Annotated in this window: 15 protein-coding genes and 2 tRNA genes; 6 read left to right on the top strand and 11 right to left on the bottom strand. The window is 54.1% G+C overall.

What is annotated here, in order from left to right:
• Positions 1 to 568, top strand: a 568-nt coding sequence (locus FHC49_RS12215) for a hypothetical protein (RefSeq protein WP_220439889.1), incomplete at its 5' end; no start/stop codon positions are given.
• Positions 569 to 1582: 1014 nt separating this feature from the next.
• Positions 1583 to 2233 carry a biofilm master transcriptional regulator CsgD gene (csgD, locus tag FHC49_RS12210; RefSeq protein WP_370631763.1) on the top strand — a complete coding sequence of 217 codons (651 nt, stop codon included), beginning with the start codon at positions 1583 to 1585 and terminating at the stop codon, positions 2231 to 2233.
• Between the two features lie 73 nt (positions 2234 to 2306).
• On the opposite strand, the gene FHC49_RS12205 is transcribed toward csgD, so the two are convergent.
• From FHC49_RS12205 to ghrA, 4 genes are all read right to left on the bottom strand, one after another.
• Positions 2307 to 2789, bottom strand: coding sequence for a DUF1097 domain-containing protein (locus FHC49_RS12205; protein WP_185666744.1), 483 nt, complete (start codon positions 2787 to 2789; stop codon positions 2307 to 2309).
• A 96-nt stretch (positions 2790 to 2885) separates the two neighbouring features.
• Positions 2886 to 3440: a molecular chaperone gene (locus FHC49_RS12200; protein ID WP_185666448.1), complete on the bottom strand. Its 555-nt coding sequence runs from the start codon at positions 3438 to 3440 to the stop codon at positions 2886 to 2888.
• A 19-nt stretch (positions 3441 to 3459) separates the two neighbouring features.
• Positions 3460 to 4197 (bottom strand): phosphatase, encoded by a 738-nt coding sequence (locus FHC49_RS12195; RefSeq protein ID WP_220439888.1) that lies wholly within the window; start codon positions 4195 to 4197, stop codon positions 3460 to 3462.
• 66 nt (positions 4198 to 4263) lie between these two features.
• The gene (gene ghrA / locus FHC49_RS12190) at positions 4264 to 5202 is read right to left on the bottom strand and encodes a glyoxylate/hydroxypyruvate reductase GhrA (protein WP_185666450.1); all 939 of its coding nucleotides are present in this window, start codon (positions 5200 to 5202) and stop codon (positions 4264 to 4266) included.
• Positions 5203 to 5461: 259 nt separating this feature from the next.
• On the opposite strand from ghrA, the gene FHC49_RS12185 reads away from it, so the two are divergent.
• Positions 5462 to 5549, top strand: a tRNA-Ser gene (locus FHC49_RS12185).
• Positions 5550 to 5683: 134 nt separating this feature from the next.
• Here FHC49_RS12185 and FHC49_RS12180 read toward each other — a convergent pair.
• The 3 genes from FHC49_RS12180 to FHC49_RS12170 all read right to left on the bottom strand — a co-directional run bounded on the left by FHC49_RS12180 (position 5684) and on the right by FHC49_RS12170 (position 9181).
• Complete coding sequence (locus FHC49_RS12180; protein ID WP_220439887.1) at positions 5684 to 7111, bottom strand: glycosyltransferase family 39 protein; 1428 nt, start codon at positions 7109 to 7111, stop codon at positions 5684 to 5686.
• 237 nt (positions 7112 to 7348) lie between these two features.
• Entirely contained in the window at positions 7349 to 8158 is an 810-nt protein-coding gene (locus FHC49_RS12175) for an arylamine N-acetyltransferase (RefSeq protein WP_220439886.1), read from the bottom strand.
• A 111-nt stretch (positions 8159 to 8269) separates the two neighbouring features.
• The gene (locus FHC49_RS12170) at positions 8270 to 9181 is read right to left on the bottom strand and encodes a LysR family transcriptional regulator (RefSeq protein ID WP_220439885.1); all 912 of its coding nucleotides are present in this window, start codon (positions 9179 to 9181) and stop codon (positions 8270 to 8272) included.
• Between the two features lie 108 nt (positions 9182 to 9289).
• On the opposite strand from FHC49_RS12170, the gene FHC49_RS12165 reads away from it, so the two are divergent.
• The 3 genes from FHC49_RS12165 to FHC49_RS12155 all read left to right on the top strand — a co-directional run bounded on the left by FHC49_RS12165 (position 9290) and on the right by FHC49_RS12155 (position 11080).
• Entirely contained in the window at positions 9290 to 10150 is an 861-nt protein-coding gene (locus FHC49_RS12165; protein ID WP_220439884.1) for a pirin family protein, read from the top strand.
• A 19-nt stretch (positions 10151 to 10169) separates the two neighbouring features.
• Complete coding sequence (locus tag FHC49_RS12160; protein WP_220439883.1) at positions 10170 to 10847, top strand: isochorismatase family protein; 678 nt, start codon at positions 10170 to 10172, stop codon at positions 10845 to 10847.
• Between the two features lie 145 nt (positions 10848 to 10992).
• Positions 10993 to 11080, top strand: a tRNA-Ser gene (locus FHC49_RS12155).
• A gap of 163 nt (positions 11081 to 11243) precedes the next feature.
• On the opposite strand, the gene FHC49_RS12150 is transcribed toward FHC49_RS12155, so the two are convergent.
• From FHC49_RS12150 to FHC49_RS12135, 4 genes are read right to left on the bottom strand one after another with little or no spacing between them, the layout of a single operon-like run.
• The gene (locus FHC49_RS12150) at positions 11244 to 12239 is read right to left on the bottom strand and encodes a methionine ABC transporter ATP-binding protein (protein ID WP_220439882.1); all 996 of its coding nucleotides are present in this window, start codon (positions 12237 to 12239) and stop codon (positions 11244 to 11246) included.
• A gap of 11 nt (positions 12240 to 12250) precedes the next feature.
• Positions 12251 to 13024 (bottom strand): MetQ/NlpA family ABC transporter substrate-binding protein, encoded by a 774-nt coding sequence (locus tag FHC49_RS12145; RefSeq protein ID WP_220439898.1) that lies wholly within the window; start codon positions 13022 to 13024, stop codon positions 12251 to 12253.
• 21 nt (positions 13025 to 13045) lie between these two features.
• Positions 13046 to 13711, bottom strand: a complete 666-nt coding sequence (locus FHC49_RS12140) for a methionine ABC transporter permease (protein WP_185666456.1) — start codon at positions 13709 to 13711, stop codon at positions 13046 to 13048.
• Positions 13712 to 13720: 9 nt separating this feature from the next.
• A complete protein-coding gene (locus FHC49_RS12135; RefSeq protein ID WP_220439881.1) occupies positions 13721 to 14944 on the bottom strand; it encodes an SfnB family sulfur acquisition oxidoreductase in 1224 nt (407 codons plus the stop codon).
• Between the last annotated feature and the right edge of the window lie 406 nt (positions 14945 to 15350).

The following is a 15350-nucleotide window of genomic DNA, read 5'->3' as shown; positions in this document are numbered from 1 at the left end:
TACCACCACCGACACCGCCGCCTATGCCGCCACCGTGACCGCCTCCATTGCCGCCGCCAATACCACCACCGACACCGCCGCCTATGCCGCCACCGTGACCGCCTCCATTGCCGCCTCCATTGCCACCGCCGTTGCCGCCTCCATTGCCGCCTCCGTTACCGCCGCCGTTGCCACCGCCGTTACCGCCTCCATCACCGCCGCCGTTGCCGCCTCCGTTACCGCCGCCGTTACCGCCGCCGTTACCGCCGCCGTTACCGCCGCCGTTGCCGCCTCCGTTACCGCCGCCGTTGCCACCGCCGTTACCGCCTCCGTTGCCGCCTCCGTTGCCACCGCCGTTACCGCCTCCGTTGCCGCCGCCGTTGCCACTTCCGCCGCCGTGACCGCCGCCGTTATCGCCGCCGCCACCGTTGCCATTCGCGTTCCCGTTACCATTATTCCCGCTTCCGTTGCCACCACCTCCATTGCCATTTCCATTGCCGTTGTTACCGTTGCCGTTACCGCTCTGACCGCTATTACCACCGCCGTTACCATTCGCCGCTACGGCATATATTGTGGTTGCCGGGTATAAAACGGTGAGCGCCACTATTATGGCGATTTGCTTCATTTTCATGATAAGCCCTTTCACGCGTTATTAGTTGCTGTGTGCTATTGCCGTAATAACCGATCGCTCGCTAATCAATAAATTCAGGTCGGTATTCATCACGACACCCGTTCACAAATTACAAATTTTCCAGGCGATAGAAATCGACATTCAAGAAGCTGAATGATCAATTATTCAAGAGGTTACAAACATAATAAAAAGCAAATGACACGTGGGCGAATAAAACAAACAGCCATCCACAGCAATCAATAAGATTGTGTCTATTAATAAATGTCAGTGTCAGAACCATGAGTAATTATCACAATTACTTGCGGCTTCGTTATTCTGCATTTAGTCGGGATGTGTCGTTCTATAAAATATCGTGAAGATATACCGCCTCACCATATCAATGGTATCGTCATAGAAATATGAAAAGTTCTTACATCGATTTAATGCTGGTCTCGATGCTATATGGATGAGTATGCATATTTGATAAGCATGAGGATCTCATAATAAAGTTTGATTTAATTTTCACAGTATCAACCTTTAGTATTAACAGCTCACTATCACCTGCATTCGGATAACTTAACCAGAAAACAAAGCGTTAAAAAATCGTGGGCACAACGAAAGTGTTAAAAACGACAAATATCACGCAAATTCATCATACAAAATGGATAAGAGAAGGCTGATAGACAATTTCAATAAGACATAAAAACCTTAGATAACATAAAATTAAAAACAAAAAGAGAGATTATGTATGATCATTAAGATATGATGTTAAAAGCTTAAGAAACATGCTTTATTTACATTTTGCAATTTATTTTTACATCTGGTTTCACGATTATTTCTTGCTTTAGAATTGGTAGCGTCTAAATTTTAAATTAAGCAGACATGTCTTTTAATTATTAATTCTTAACATTTGTCAAAACAGCAGCCACATTTCAGTAATGCTTAACAAGATACCTTTATAATTTTGCCTGCTGTAAAAAAATTAGGGGTCTCATCATGCAAAAAGAGCTCACGTTAACGAACCAGACTCTTTCACTCATCACCAGGCCGTCACTTCAGTCCTGTGCCCTTTCTCAGAGCCTGAAAAAGACGTTAAGGATGAATAGTAAAATCATTAATATTCACATGGTTAGCCTGGATAATTTATCGGATGGTATCGTGCTTTTTGACATGATCGAAATCGATAAAAAGCTGGTCAAGGCCTGGCAGGAAGAACTCTGTAAAATTAATAGCGGTATAAAGCTCCTACTTTTCAATACCCCTGAAGATTATGCTTATCAGGAGATTGAAAGCTGGCCGCATATTAACGGCATCTTTTATGCGCATGATGAAGAACACTTTCTGGTCAAAGGGTTACAGAAAGTGATGGAGGGAGAATGCTACTTTTCGCGTAAGCTCGCGAGCTACCTGATTATGCATTCCGGTAATTATCGTTACGATAATCAGGAGAGTACGATCCTGACATTCCGGGAGAAAGAGATCCTAAACAAACTGCGCATTGGCGCTTCTAACATCGAAATTGCGCAGTCGCTATTTATTAGCGAAAGCACGGTGAAAACACATCTATATCATCTATTTAAAAAGATCTCGGTCAAGAACCGTACCCAAGCCGTATCCTGGGCGAACGATAATTTTAAGAACTAATGCACTACCACAGCAATAAAAAAGCGGCGACAGGATTTTCCCCTGCCGCCGCTTTTCACATGTAATAGGTCTACTACAGCGCCGATTCGTTCGACGGTTCCGCTTTCGCTTTACGATTCGCCAGCCACAGCCCGCTGTTTTTCATCGCATAGCCGAAGATCAACCCCACTGCCAGCGACGAAACGACCAGACGCCAGTTCCCCTGCCCCGCAAAAGTGGCGCAGGCACCAATAAAAGTACCCGGAACAAACGAGAGCAGCAGCTGCTTCGCCTGGATACACATCAGGAACGCGACAATACCCGTCACGACGTAACCCAAAATTTCCAGATGGGGAGCCAGCGCGCTGCCATAGATAATAACCAGTGCCCAGATGACACCGCTCATTGTCGTACAGGCAGAAATAGCCAACGCTTTCAGCCCATCATGCGGGCAGGCGAAATAAGCCGTACAGCCTAAGAATCCGGCCCAGCTCAGTAAACCCAGAGACACGGCAACCCATCCCCAAAGACCGGAGAGAATGCCTGTTGTGATTGCAATAGCGAAGATAACGTTCATGGCGAGCATCTTAGCAGATGCCTGGCTTTTTGATGAGATCATGAGCACAGATTGCTCATGATCTTTATTTCAGTTGCATAGAATATGTGATTTAAATCACTCTTCTTCACTTTCCTGCAGTTCGTCCCACATCGCAGCAATGGCTTCACGCGTTAGCGGTGCCATCGTACGCCAGAACGCAGTGGTGGCGTGTGCTTCAACCTTGCCAAGGAAACTTTCAAACCACGGCAGAATAAACTCACCGAACAAGGTTTCCAGTGCTTCGGTATCGTCATCTTCCGCTTTGTCTTCCAGCCAGGAAGCTGCCAGCAGCAACGTACCGATCTGGTCAGCTGGGCTGTCCCCTAACGGCATTCCCCATTCGGTCAGAAAAGTGCGAACTTCCGCCTCCGTCGCCCCTTCTACCCACGCGCTACGGCACGGTGAAACGCTGCAGTCATCCCCCACAAACAGCGCATTATAGTCAGCGGCAATCTGCTGGATATCACAGCTTTTTTGCAGACGAGCCAGCAGTTCATTCTGCTCCAGTGGCCAGTCCGCGGCCAGTTTACCGTCGCGAATCACGGTAAACAGCGGCACCAGCAGTGGGTCCTGCGGTTGACGATAGTACAGCGAGCCAAGCACGCGGCAGATGATTGAAAACTCGTTCATTGGTTAATCCATTCAGTCATTAAAATTCAGCAAATTCAGGAATCGGCGGCATACCGCGCGATTCAAGGAAATTCAGGAAACGTCGTGGGGTGACGTTAAGGATCCTATCCTGCGGGAACTCCACGGCGTCAAGGATCTTCTGGCATTCGGTAAATTCACCCAGCGTAAAGGCGGTGTGTGAATCAGAGCCCAGCGCCAGCCAGCCCCCCGCATCGCGCACGGCTGCAGCAATAGCGCGGCAGTTGCTCTCACTGCCGATGCGCGAACTCACAAAGGAAGAGTTATTAATTTCCAGCGCCACATGATACTTCGCTGCTGCTGCTGCGATAGCCGGAATATCAACCGGGAATTTCGGGTTACCCGGGTGACTAATCATATGAACGTGGCCGCTGGCCATTGCCGCAATCATCGCCTCGGTATGCGTCGCCTTATCCTGCGGCGCAAAAACCGGCTCATGAAAACCGGCAATGATAAAATCGAGCGATGTCAGCATCGGCCCGGAGCAGTCAATCTCGCCCGCGGTGTTTTTGATATTCGACTCGATACCGCGCAGGATCCCGACCCCATCAACAATACGCGGCCAGATGCGCATGTTCACGAAGTGCCAGTAGTGCGGGGCATCGGCCATATCCGGGCCGTGATCGGTGATGGCGAAGAGTTTAATTCCCTTGCGCTTCGCCTCGGCGATATAGTCGTGCAGCGTACTGTAGGCATGCGTGCTGGCAACGGTGTGCATATGTAGGTCAACAGGATACATCACATTCTCCTTTCTCGTGGTAAGCCAAGGATAGCAGGAAACCCTCATGTTTATTAGCCAGGGACATCAATAGCCGCGCACGCGATCGACCTGCCCGCTTGGCTGTTCACCGCGCTCAAGCTGCGTGATAGTCCGGGCAATATAGGCAATCGCCTCTTTAGGGCGAGTCACGGCGGCAACATGAGGCGTCATCGTTACGCGCGGATGCTGCCAGAGCGGGCTTTCCTGCGGCAGCGGCTCACGGCTAAAGACGTCCAGCATTGCCGCCTTCAGTTTGCCACTGTCGAGCGCTGCCAGCAGATCGTCTTCCACAACGTGAACGCCGCGCGCCAGGTTCAGCACATAGCTATTATCCGGGAGTTGGGACAGATTCTGACGGTTAATAATCCCCACCGTTTCCGCAGTGTTAGGCAGCAGATTAATCAGCACCCGCGTCCCTTGTAAAAAGGCATTCAGCTCGGCTTCCCCGGCAAAGCTCGTCACCTGCGGCCATTCCTTACGGCTACGGCTCCAGCAGCGAACCGGGAAGCCCCACGCCAGCAGGCTCTCAGCGACTTTTGAACCCAGCACGCCCGCGCCCATAATACCGATGGCAAATTCGTCGTGGGTGTAATCCGGCAGTGGCTGCCAGCTGGACTGACGCTGCAGCGCCTGATAGTCATCAAAGCGACGGAACCAGTGTAGTACCTGGCTGACCGCGTACTCCTGCATTTGAATGCCCATACCGGTGTCTTCCAGGCGGAAGAGCGGGATAGATTCCGGCAGCATTTCCGGATGCGCCTTGAGCTTGCTGAGGATCGAGTCAACGCCAGCCCCCAGAGCGAACACGGCTTTAAGACTGCGGCCTTGCAGCATTTCCACCGGCGGATGCCACACCAGCGCGTAGTCGGCAGGTGCATCATCGCCACGCTGCCAGCCGCGAATGCGGGCATTCGGCAGCAATTTGCTTAGCTCGGCAATCCAATAAGGGGTATCAAACGTGGGGTGATAAAAGATGATCTCCATAATGACTCCTGCTCTGTGCACCGTTACCGGGATGGATCGGCGCTGTTTTTGATTATTTTTGTGGTTTAACAGAATAACAAATTTCTTTTGCCTGTCCCGGAAAATGCGGAGGCGATCGCAAAAAATACGATTTATGTCTGTTTAAGAAGCATGTTGGTTGAAGTTTGTGTAAACGCACGATTTTTTTAAAAAGTTTATTGACGGTGAGGAGCCTTTTCCCTACATTAGCGCTCGTCCCAGCAACACGGGACAACAATATGGTGAGGTGTCCGAGTGGCTGAAGGAGCACGCCTGGAAAGTGTGTATACGGCAACGTATCCGGGGTTCGAATCCCCGCCTCACCGCCATATTTGAGAAAGAGCTCGTACGAAAGTACGGGCTTTTCTTTCGCCTATTGCACAGGGCCAGCATCAATACCGCCGACCCCGAGCTACATTCAAACCGTAGCCCGGCCAAGCGCAGCGCCGCCGGGAATCGCTCATCACCCCACCGGACGCACAAAGCCAATACAAACGGTCTGAACGTCATGAGACGGGTCCGTCTGAAAATCGATCGGTATCTTCATATCAATTTGCATATGCGGCCACGCCTGTAGAGCCGTACCAAAATGTTCCGTGGAACATGAGCCCCCTACGCGGCCAATCAGCGCAACACCATCATGCAACAACTGCGCGCGACGAATATCCGCACTGTAGATATTTGGCTGCGTGATGTTGTTCCATTTGGTGATGATTTTAGGCCGGGAAGGAACGTAAAACGTTAACCATTCTGCCAGACGCTCCCCACCGACATACTTCAGCGGAGTACCGTAGCGTTGAAACCAGAGGCGGTTTACCGTATCGCTGAACGGGATAACACCGCTCATCTTTTGCCCTGCATTAGCCACGTTGGCGTACATCACACCACAGTAACCCGCAAGGACCAGCAGTGCAGCGCTGAACAAGGTTACAAACGCGGCGCGTGGAACGATGACGGACGTTTGGTTGACGCCGCTGATCATTAGCGCCGGTGCCAGAATGAAAAAAGGCTGCAGCCATTCAGTTAATCTGCCGCTGTTGAAGAAAAAAAACCAACAGCAAAGCGCTGTCAGCGGAATCAGGTAGACTCCCAGCACTACCCGACCTTCCCATGACGCAGGCCAGCGTAAGCGCGCGCCACAAAAATAGAGAATAGCGCCAGAAATCAGCAGGGGGTAAAAAATGGATATTAAGCAGGTAAAAAGCCCCGGATTAATCCCTGGGTGCATTTCTGAATTTACCCAATGTAGCGCAGCAAAGTTATGCTTCTGTAACCACAGGATATTAGGGATAATTAACAGTACGCCTAATGCTAACGCACAATACCAGACAATATGCCGATAACAGCGACGAATATCCGCCACAACAAGCGTTGAGAGAAAAACAGACCCGACCAGAATCAACGTAGAATATTTTGACATGGTTGCCAGTCCGGCCAATAGAGCAAAGGCAAGCCACCAATACGGGCTTCGGCTAATAGCCTGTAGATAGCAATACATCATCCACGGCCATAGCATCACCAACAGATAATTATCGTTGTAGCTGATGATATCAAAGTTAATTAACCCTGATAAATTAAGGGTTAACAATGCCACCCAGGCCAGCTTTTTGCTGCCAGTAAGCCTGTGTGCAAATACCCAACTGCCGACCATCCCTATTGCAATGGCAAGAAAATGCGCAGCATACCAGTAAATATGCGCGGGTAAATGGAGTGCAGGCTGCATGACCAGGCCGACCAGCCACGGATTTTTTGGCGAGCCCCATTCGGCGTTTTGCGCCCAATTTAACGCCTCTACGGCATCATAGGGAACCGCAGGGTCGAGCGCTACCGTCGCGACAGTCCACAGTACGGCATACAGCGATGCCCAGATTATAACCAACCGTAAATTCATTATGTTTACCGGGCAGATATTCAACCTATCGAGCTTAGAGTTATCCCTCATAAAAAAGTATAAACAGAGATTCAATGAGATGCTTATTTATGCCCCACTGAAATAGTAAAAATAACAACGTTATCCGGATGACACATTTTAAAATATATCATCAAAATAATTAGTCACAATTTGTTAGATGTAATAGTACAAACAGAACACCGTAGAATATCTCTTTTAATCATTGCCGCGTCCTGGTTACTGCGGCACCTCATCCGCCGGTACCTGTGCCGCAATCTCTTCCGCAATACCAAACCGCTCCACCAGCAGTGCCTTTTGCTGACGGTGCGACAACGTCTCGAACGTCTCCTTCCCTCTGGCTTCTCTGAAAACCTTTTCACCTTTTACTATCCCGGTAATCGAATCATGACCCGCCAGACGAATCAGCAGCGCGCCGTCAAAGCGACTGCTGTGGCGACTGCGTTCATGTCGCTGCGGGTATTCCGTTTCGGCAGCATCCATCTCCAGCAGTTGGCAGTCTATGCGTGAACGCCCCAGCGGTTTCCAGTTCACACACCAGAATCCCTCATCACGGTGCACCCGCGTGCCCCATACCGGATGCGTGGAGTGCCAGGCCTGCAACGGTAACGGCTGGCCGTGAAGCATCGTGGTGTCGACAATAAAAAGAGTGTTATCCAGAGGAACAAACAACGTGCCGTGCCCAGGGGAGTCCGCACTTACCGGGCGCGGTGAGCGCATCGTGGACAGGCCAAACTGTACGGGGAATCCCACGGCTTTCAGCAACGCATATAGCGCGCCGTGGCTCGCCCAGCAGGTGCCACCGGTGCCAAAGCGCAGCCAGTGTGAAAAGAAATCCTCCGGCGTAAAGCCCGGTAAGGCGCCCTGAATGCCCTGCGATACCTGGATTCGTTTACGAATATTGTCGAACGGTACGGAACGGCACCACGCCTGGTAAATCTGCCCCAACCCAGACTCACTAACCGCCGGATAAGCGCGAAAACCCATTTTTTCAAGCGCCTGTTCGGCAAGCGCTGGCGGGATATCCATAGGAACATTATGTGAATTCATCATTTACCTGCGGCGTGTTTCAGACCGTCGAAAAAGAGCAACGGAGCATCAATATCACTACCCGCACGCGATTGTAAATGAAATGTAAATTCACTCTTCGATCATCAGCGCATACTCCTCGCTGAGGAAATCCACCAGCGCGCGCACCGCAGGCAGCAGCCCTCGCCGTGAAGGGAAGACCGCGTGAATCACCTCCCGCTTCGGTTCCCAATCATCGAGCACGCGCACCAGCGATCCATTGGCCAGCTGTTCTCTCGCCATCAGGATCGGCAGCTGCACCACCCCGACACCCGCCACCGCCGCCTCACGCAGCGCCAGCATATCGCTGGTCGTCAGCCGTGGCGTAAAGTGCACTTCGGCCTTTGCGCCATCCGGGCCATGTAGCGACCAGCGATGCACATGCTTACCTGCCGACATGCTTAACCCCGGCCAGCGACTGAGTTCGTCCGGCACCTGCGGCTTGCCCATCGTCGCCACCAGCGACGGGCTGGCGACGAGACAGTGACCGCGGTCCGCCAGTACGCGCATCACCAGGTCGCTGTCATCAAAAGGACTCGGCCTGACGCGAATCGCCACATCAATCCCCTCCGCCACCAGATCCACCCGTCGGTTTGTCGCTTCAAGCTGAATCTGCACGCCCGGATAACGCACCATAAAGCGCGCCAGCATCGGCCCAACGTGCACATGCAACAGCGTGACCGGGCAGGTCAGCTTCACGCAGCCTCTCGGCTCTGCCTGGAGCACGGCAATCGCTTCCTGCGCTGCCTCTGCCTCAATCAGCATCGCCTTACAGTGCTGATAAAACGTCTGCCCAACTTCCGTCACCGTGAACTGCCGGGTGGTGCGCTGGATCAGCCGCACCCCAAGCTGCTCTTCCAGTTGCGCAATGCGTCGGCTGAGCTTTGACTTTGGCATATCCAGCGCGCGCCCCGCCGCAGCGAAGCCGCCGTTGTCCACCACGTGAACAAACCACGCGAAATCATTGAGATCCTGCATCACCACCTCATCGTTCTATTTTTGCAACAGTGTGGGTCATTTCCGCTATCTACCGAGTCATTACATCTGAATATAAGCTAATCCACATCAAAGCTCACTACGCAGGAGAAACAAATGAAACAGATTACGGGTGTTTATACCGCGCCACGTCCGCACTGGGTGGGTGATGGCTTCCCGGTTCGTTCGTTATTTTCCTATCAGTCTCACGGTGAAAGCCTGAGTCCTTTCCTGCTGCTCGACTATGCCGGGCCATACAGCTTCCCGGCAGACGGTGCGAAGCGCGGGGTGGGAGAACATCCACACCGTGGGTTCGAGACGGTCACTATCGTCTACGCCGGGGAAGTAGAGCATCGGGATTCCACCGGTAAAGGCGGCGTGATTGGCCCGGGGGATGTGCAATGGATGACCGCAGGCTCCGGCATTCTGCATCAGGAATTTCACTCGGCGGAGTTTGCCCGTCGCGGCGGCGAACTGAAGATGATCCAGCTGTGGGTCAATCTGCCAGCGAAGGACAAGATGACCGCACCGGGCTACCAGAGTATTGAAGCGGCCGCGATTCCAACGGTAGAGCTGCCGGATAACAGCGGGTCGCTGCGGGTGATTGCCGGTCACTACCAGGAGGCGACGGGCCCGGCCAACACCTTCTCACCGCTGAACGTCTGGGATATGCAGCTTCAGGAAGGTAAAGAGGTCTCTTTCGAGCAGCCTGATGGCTGGAGCACCGCCCTGGTGGTGCTGGAAGGTAGCGTTACGGTGAACAGCGACACCCACGCTCAGGAAGCGCAGCTAGTCGTACTCAGCCAGGAAGGTAAGCGCGTTCATCTGCACGCCAGCAACGACGCAAAAGTACTGGTACTGGCAGGCGCGCCGATCAATGAACCGATTGTGGGCTACGGGCCCTTCGTGATGAACAGTAAAACCGAAATCGACGAAGCCATTCGCGATTTTAACTCCGGCCGCTTTGGTCAGATCTGACACTACAGAGGTGAATAACATGTCTACTCCAGCAAATTTCAACGGCGCGCGTCCAGTGATTGATGTTAACGATGCGGTGATGCTGTTAATCGACCATCAGAGCGGCCTGTTCCAGACGGTGGGCGATATGCCGATGCCAGAGCTGCGCGCTCGCGCTGCGGCACTGGCGAAAATGGCGACGCTTGCCGGACTGACGGTGATCACCACCGCCTCAGTGCCGCAAGGTCCGAACGGTCCGCTGATCCCGGAGATTCACGAAAATGCACCGCATGCGCACTATATTGCGCGTAAAGGCGAGATTAACGCCTGGGATAACCCGGAGTTCGTGGCTGCCGTGAAGGCCACGGGTCGCAAAACGTTAATTATCGCCGGGACGATCACCAGCGTCTGCATGGCCTTCCCAGCTATTGCCGCCGTCGCCGATGGTTATAAAGTGTTTGCGGTCATTGATGCTTCCGGCACCTACAGCAAGATGGCGCAGGAAGTGACGCTGGCCCGCGTGGCGCAGGCAGGCGTAGTGCCAATGGATACCGCGGCGGTCGCCTCTGAACTGCAGCGTACCTGGAACCGCCCGGATGCCGCCGAATGGGCCGAGGTGTATACCAAAATCTTCCCGGCGTATCAGCTGTTGATTGAAAGCTACGCAAAGGCGCAGGACGTCGTGAAAAACAACGAACAGCTTGATTCTCAGCGTTAACCCACCCGCCCCGCCGCTTTTCGGCGGGGCGGTGTTCATTGCTTAACCGAACGATAAATAAATCTGAATTTATGCTTGACCGTTTCAGGTCAACTCCCTATAGTAGCGCCCCGTTGACCACCTACGGTGAGCAGCAAAACAATATGGTGAGGTGTCCGAGTGGCTGAAGGAGCACGCCTGGAAAGTGTGTATACGGCAACGTATCCGGGGTTCGAATCCCCGCCTCACCGCCATCTTTGAGAAAGAGCTCGTACGAAAGTACGGGCTTTTTTTTCGCCTATTGCACAGGGCCAGCACCAATACCACCTGTTTCCCCGGGGTCGGCGTAAACGCCTCGCCCGGGATCCATTCAAATCGTAGCCCGGCCAAGCGCAGCGCCGCCGGGAATCGCTCGGTCTACCTCACCGCCACCCTATCCGCCACCTGCGCCGCCTGCCGTAAAGACTCCGCCGTCAGGGGCGAATCGACGCGAATCCGTAGCTGCCCAACGATCCGCCCCTGAATCGGCTCACAGCTGCTGTACACCAGCTGCGGATTGCCACCGAGCGCCCGCGCAATCTGTTGTAAATCCGGCTCCCGCCCGTTAACACCGTTAAAATGCAGCGTGATCAGTTGCTGTCCTTCGGCTAACAGCTCGCGATTCTCCTCGCGCCCGTGATGCAACGTGCCGAGCATCCCGCGCGTCACCTCATGCTGCGGGTCGCCAAACACCTGCCACACCGCCCCTTGCTCAATCACCCTGCCCTTTTCCAGCACCGCGACTCGATCGCAGAGCGTACGGATCACGTCCATCTCGTGGGTAATCAGGATAATCGTCAGTCCCAGCCGCTGATTAATCTCTTTGAGCAGGCTAAGTACCGCCAGCGTGTTTTCCGGGTCGAGCGCCGAGGTCGCCTCATCGCACAGCAAAATCTCCGGCTGCGTGACCAGCGCCCTCGCTATCCCAGTGCGCTGCTTTTGCCCACCGGAAAGCTGGCCAGGAAAGCTATTGCTCAGCGACTCCAGCCCCACCAGCCGCAGCATATCGTCAACGCGATGCCGACGTTCGGCGGCAGGGATACCCGCCATACGCAGCGGCAGCTCGACGTTCTCCGCCACCGTTTTGGTGGCGTGCAGATTGAAGTGCTGGAAAATCATCGCCACCCGGCGTCGCAAATCCCGCAACTGCCCGCGTGCGCCTTCACCAATGGGCACACCGCTTATCGTCATCTCCCCTCGATCAGCGTTCTCCAGGCGGTTAAACAGCCGCAGCAGCGTCGATTTTCCCGCGCCGCTGCGCCCGATAATGCCAAAGATCTCCCCGGCCTGAATCTCCAGGTTGATATCGTCAAGCGCCTGCACACCGTTCGGGTATGCCTTGCGAATCCCGCGCAGGCGGATATGTTGTGTCATGGTCGTCACTCCTAAAATCCGGGCGCAATTTTTCCCTTGTACCGGGTCAGAATAAACTGGCGCACCGCATCGGAATTCAGCGCCTTCGCCAGTTTCTGAATACCGGGATCGTTGATGTTATCCGGGCGAGCGACCAGATATTCGACGTACAGACTTTTCCCCTTTTCCACAATCAGCGCTTTATCGGTATCAATTCCGGCTTCCAGCGCATAGTTGGCAAAGATAAACGCCAGATCAACCTGGCTTACCGCCCGCGCCAGCATCGCCCCTTCCAGCGGACGAATTTTGAAATGGTGCGGGTTGGCGGTGATATCTTTCTCCGTCGACTGAGGATCTTCCGGGCTCTTGAGCGTAATAAGCCCAGCCTCGCTGAGCAGCACCAGCGCCCTGCCAGTATTCACCGGATCGTTAGGGATCGCGATGCTCGCGCCATCCGGCAGGTCCTTAATGCTGGTGTATTTGGTCGAGTACGCGCCAAATGGCTCGATATGCACGCCCACCACCGGCAGCAGATTGGTATGGCGCGTCTTGTTATAATCATCGAGGAACGGACGATACTGGTAGTAGTTCGCATCCAGATTCTTCTCAACAAGCTGCTGGTTTGGCTGAATAAAATCATTAAAGACTTTAATCTTCAGGTCCACCCCTTCTTTTGCCAGCTGCGGCTTCACAAAATTCAGAATTTCAGCATGCGGCACCGGCGTCGCGCCCACCACCAGGGTTTCATTGGCCGCCGCAGATAAAGAGAACAGCGCCATCAGCCCGGCTATCACGGTTTTTTTCATCATTTCATCCTGTCTATAATCTTATTTACGGCTCATGCGGCGCACCAGGCGGTCGCCGCTCATTTGAAGAATTTGTACCAACGCAATCAACAGCACGACCGTCACCGCCATCACGTCAGTCTGAAAACGCTGATAGCCAAAGCGAATCGCCAGGTCGCCTAAACCACCGCCGCCAATCACCCCGGCCATCGAGGTGTAATCGACCAGTACAATGGCGGTTACCGTTACCGCTGCTATCAGCCCACCGCGCGACTCCGGCAGCAGGGTGTGCCAGATAAGCTGCCAGGTGTTACCCCCCATCGCCCAACTGGCCTCCACCAGCCCGTGGTCTACTTCGCGCAACGAGGTCTCAACAAGGCGAGCAAAGAACGGCGCGCAGCCCGCCACCAGCGGCGGAATAGTGCCCTGCACGCCCAGCGAAGTGCCGGTAATTAACGTCGTCAACGGGATCATCACAATCAGCAGAATGATGAACGGCAGCGAACGCATTACGTTCACCAGCAGTGACAGCACCCGATGCAGCAGCGGCGCATACAGCAGCCGGGGCTGCCCCGTCAGATAGAGGATGACGCCCAGCGGCAGCCCAATCAGCACCGTAAATCCCAGTGCACAGGCGAGCATCACCAGCGTATCCAGCCCCGCCTGCGCCACATCGTTCCAGTCAATTCCGGCCAGAAAAGCGAGCATGCTCTCTCCTCAGTTCCAGTCGTGACGCGCCGGGCGCTTGCCGTTCAACACCCAGTTGCCCAGCAGGTGATACTTCCAGCGCACCGGATCATGCAGCGTATGCACGCGTCCGTTACGCCAGTGGCGGTCGTAGTTGTAGCGAGGGTGCGTCGAGCGGGTGCCTCCCAACTCAAACAGCCGCGAGGCGGCCTCAAGCGCGGCTTCGGTGGTGAAAATCTTGGCACGCGCCACGGCAATCGATGCCAGTGCCACCGTCTCCTCCGAGAGGTCATGTTTATAGCGATCCAGCACCTTACCGGCCTGCTCCAGCAGCGCATCGGCGGCGGCTAGGCGACTATCGAGCGCGCCAATCTGGTAGACGGTCAGCGGGTCATCCCCCGCCCGTTCGACACCGGCATCAATCCACGGTCGGGCAAACTGATTCACAAAGCTGACGGTATCGTTCAGCGCCGCGCGGGCGATCCCGGTATCTATGGCCGCGGTGGTCAACTGCGCAAACGGCCCGGCGAGCGTTGGCGTGTCGTAGGATTTCCAGGTCGGTATCAGGTTAAACGGCTCCACGTGAAGGTTTTCAGCCAGCACCGTGCCGCTTGAGGTGGTGCGTTGACCCAGGCACGCCCAGTCGTTTACCACCGTCAGCCCCTTTGTCCCGCGCGGTACAAAGGCCAGCTGCGCGTGTCCGTCATCGTCCAGTGCTAGCACCCCGAGCCAATGGGCGTACAACGAACCGGTGCAGTAGCCTTTACGACCGTTTATCCGCAGGCCATCAGCGGTATGGCAAATCCGCGTCTGGATGTCCTGCACCGTTTTGCCGCCGGTTTCCGACAGCGCGTTGGCAAAGCGATAGCCCTTCAGCGCCAGGTCAAAGAAATAGCGCTGCTGCTCTTCATCCCCCTGCAGGCGAATATCCTCAAGCAGGCAGTAGTGGTTCTGCGGAATTTGCCCCAGCGCAGGGTCAGCGGCGGAGATAATGGCAATCACCGCCGCGAGCGTCGCGGCCGACACCTCTGCACCGCCAAAACGGCGCGGCACGGTAATGCCCCACAGCCCACTGTTGGAATAGGCATTAACCACCTCGGGCGGCACCACGCCGCTGAGGTCGCGCTCAGACGCGCCGGGCTGCAGAAAAGCGGCAATCTCGTGAGCGATGCTAATCGCCTCTTCATCGCGGGTAATCACGTGCGCATGGGGTGCCGCGCGGGTGTAGTCGGGGTTTATTTGCGTCTCTGACATAGCATGGTCTCGGGTGGTGTTATCAGCACGGTAAAAATGCAATATCTGATTGATATTCATGCATATCCCATTAAGGAATGAATGATTGCATCTTTTAACTTTTAGGTTATATGTGTTGATAGCAATGTTTATGCCAGCTTTAACAGCCCCGTATTTCAGGCAGTTATTCTTAACCGTGAGTACCAGAGAGTGGGATTTGCAACACGCCGTTGCTGCAGGTGTTGTATTTGCAACAACGCCCTGCTGCTCCTGTCTTTTTTTGTCCACCTTCAAAGACGGCAACAACATAATCCTGTCAGTGCACAAACATGACTAGCTTATTTTTTTACCGCCTATGCCACCATTTGCTCTCTTTTTATAAGCAGCGTGCACACCCCGGCACGATGTATGACGGGATAAAGGTGAT

Origin of the sequence: Kluyvera sp. EC_51, assembly GCF_019584505.1 — a bacterium.
GTDB classification, from domain to species: domain Bacteria; phylum Pseudomonadota; class Gammaproteobacteria; order Enterobacterales; family Enterobacteriaceae; genus Kluyvera; species Kluyvera sichuanensis.
Note: the sequence above shows the minus strand (reverse complement) of the source record. Positions and strands in the feature narration are given on the sequence as shown.

Coding starts and splice junctions, on each gene's coding strand:
- FHC49_RS12205 (WP_185666744.1), bottom strand. CDS start 2,789: ATGAACGTTATCTTCGCTATTGCAATCACAACAGGCATTCTCTCCGGT.
- FHC49_RS12200 (WP_185666448.1), bottom strand. CDS start 3,440: ATGAACGAGTTTTCAATCATCTGCCGCGTGCTTGGCTCGCTGTACTAT.
- FHC49_RS12195 (WP_220439888.1), bottom strand. CDS start 4,197: ATGTATCCTGTTGACCTACATATGCACACCGTTGCCAGCACGCATGCC.
- ghrA (WP_185666450.1), bottom strand. CDS start 5,202: ATGGAGATCATCTTTTATCACCCCACGTTTGATACCCCTTATTGGATT.
- FHC49_RS12180 (WP_220439887.1), bottom strand. CDS start 7,111: ATGAATTTACGGTTGGTTATAATCTGGGCATCGCTGTATGCCGTACTG.
- FHC49_RS12175 (WP_220439886.1), bottom strand. CDS start 8,158: ATGGATATCCCGCCAGCGCTTGCCGAACAGGCGCTTGAAAAAATGGGT.
- FHC49_RS12165 (WP_220439884.1), top strand. CDS start 9,290: ATGAAACAGATTACGGGTGTTTATACCGCGCCACGTCCGCACTGGGTG.
- FHC49_RS12160 (WP_220439883.1), top strand. CDS start 10,170: ATGTCTACTCCAGCAAATTTCAACGGCGCGCGTCCAGTGATTGATGTT.
- FHC49_RS12150 (WP_220439882.1), bottom strand. CDS start 12,239: ATGACACAACATATCCGCCTGCGCGGGATTCGCAAGGCATACCCGAAC.
- FHC49_RS12145 (WP_220439898.1), bottom strand. CDS start 13,024: ATGAAAAAAACCGTGATAGCCGGGCTGATGGCGCTGTTCTCTTTATCT.
- FHC49_RS12140 (WP_185666456.1), bottom strand. CDS start 13,711: ATGCTCGCTTTTCTGGCCGGAATTGACTGGAACGATGTGGCGCAGGCG.
- FHC49_RS12135 (WP_220439881.1), bottom strand. CDS start 14,944: ATGTCAGAGACGCAAATAAACCCCGACTACACCCGCGCGGCACCCCAT.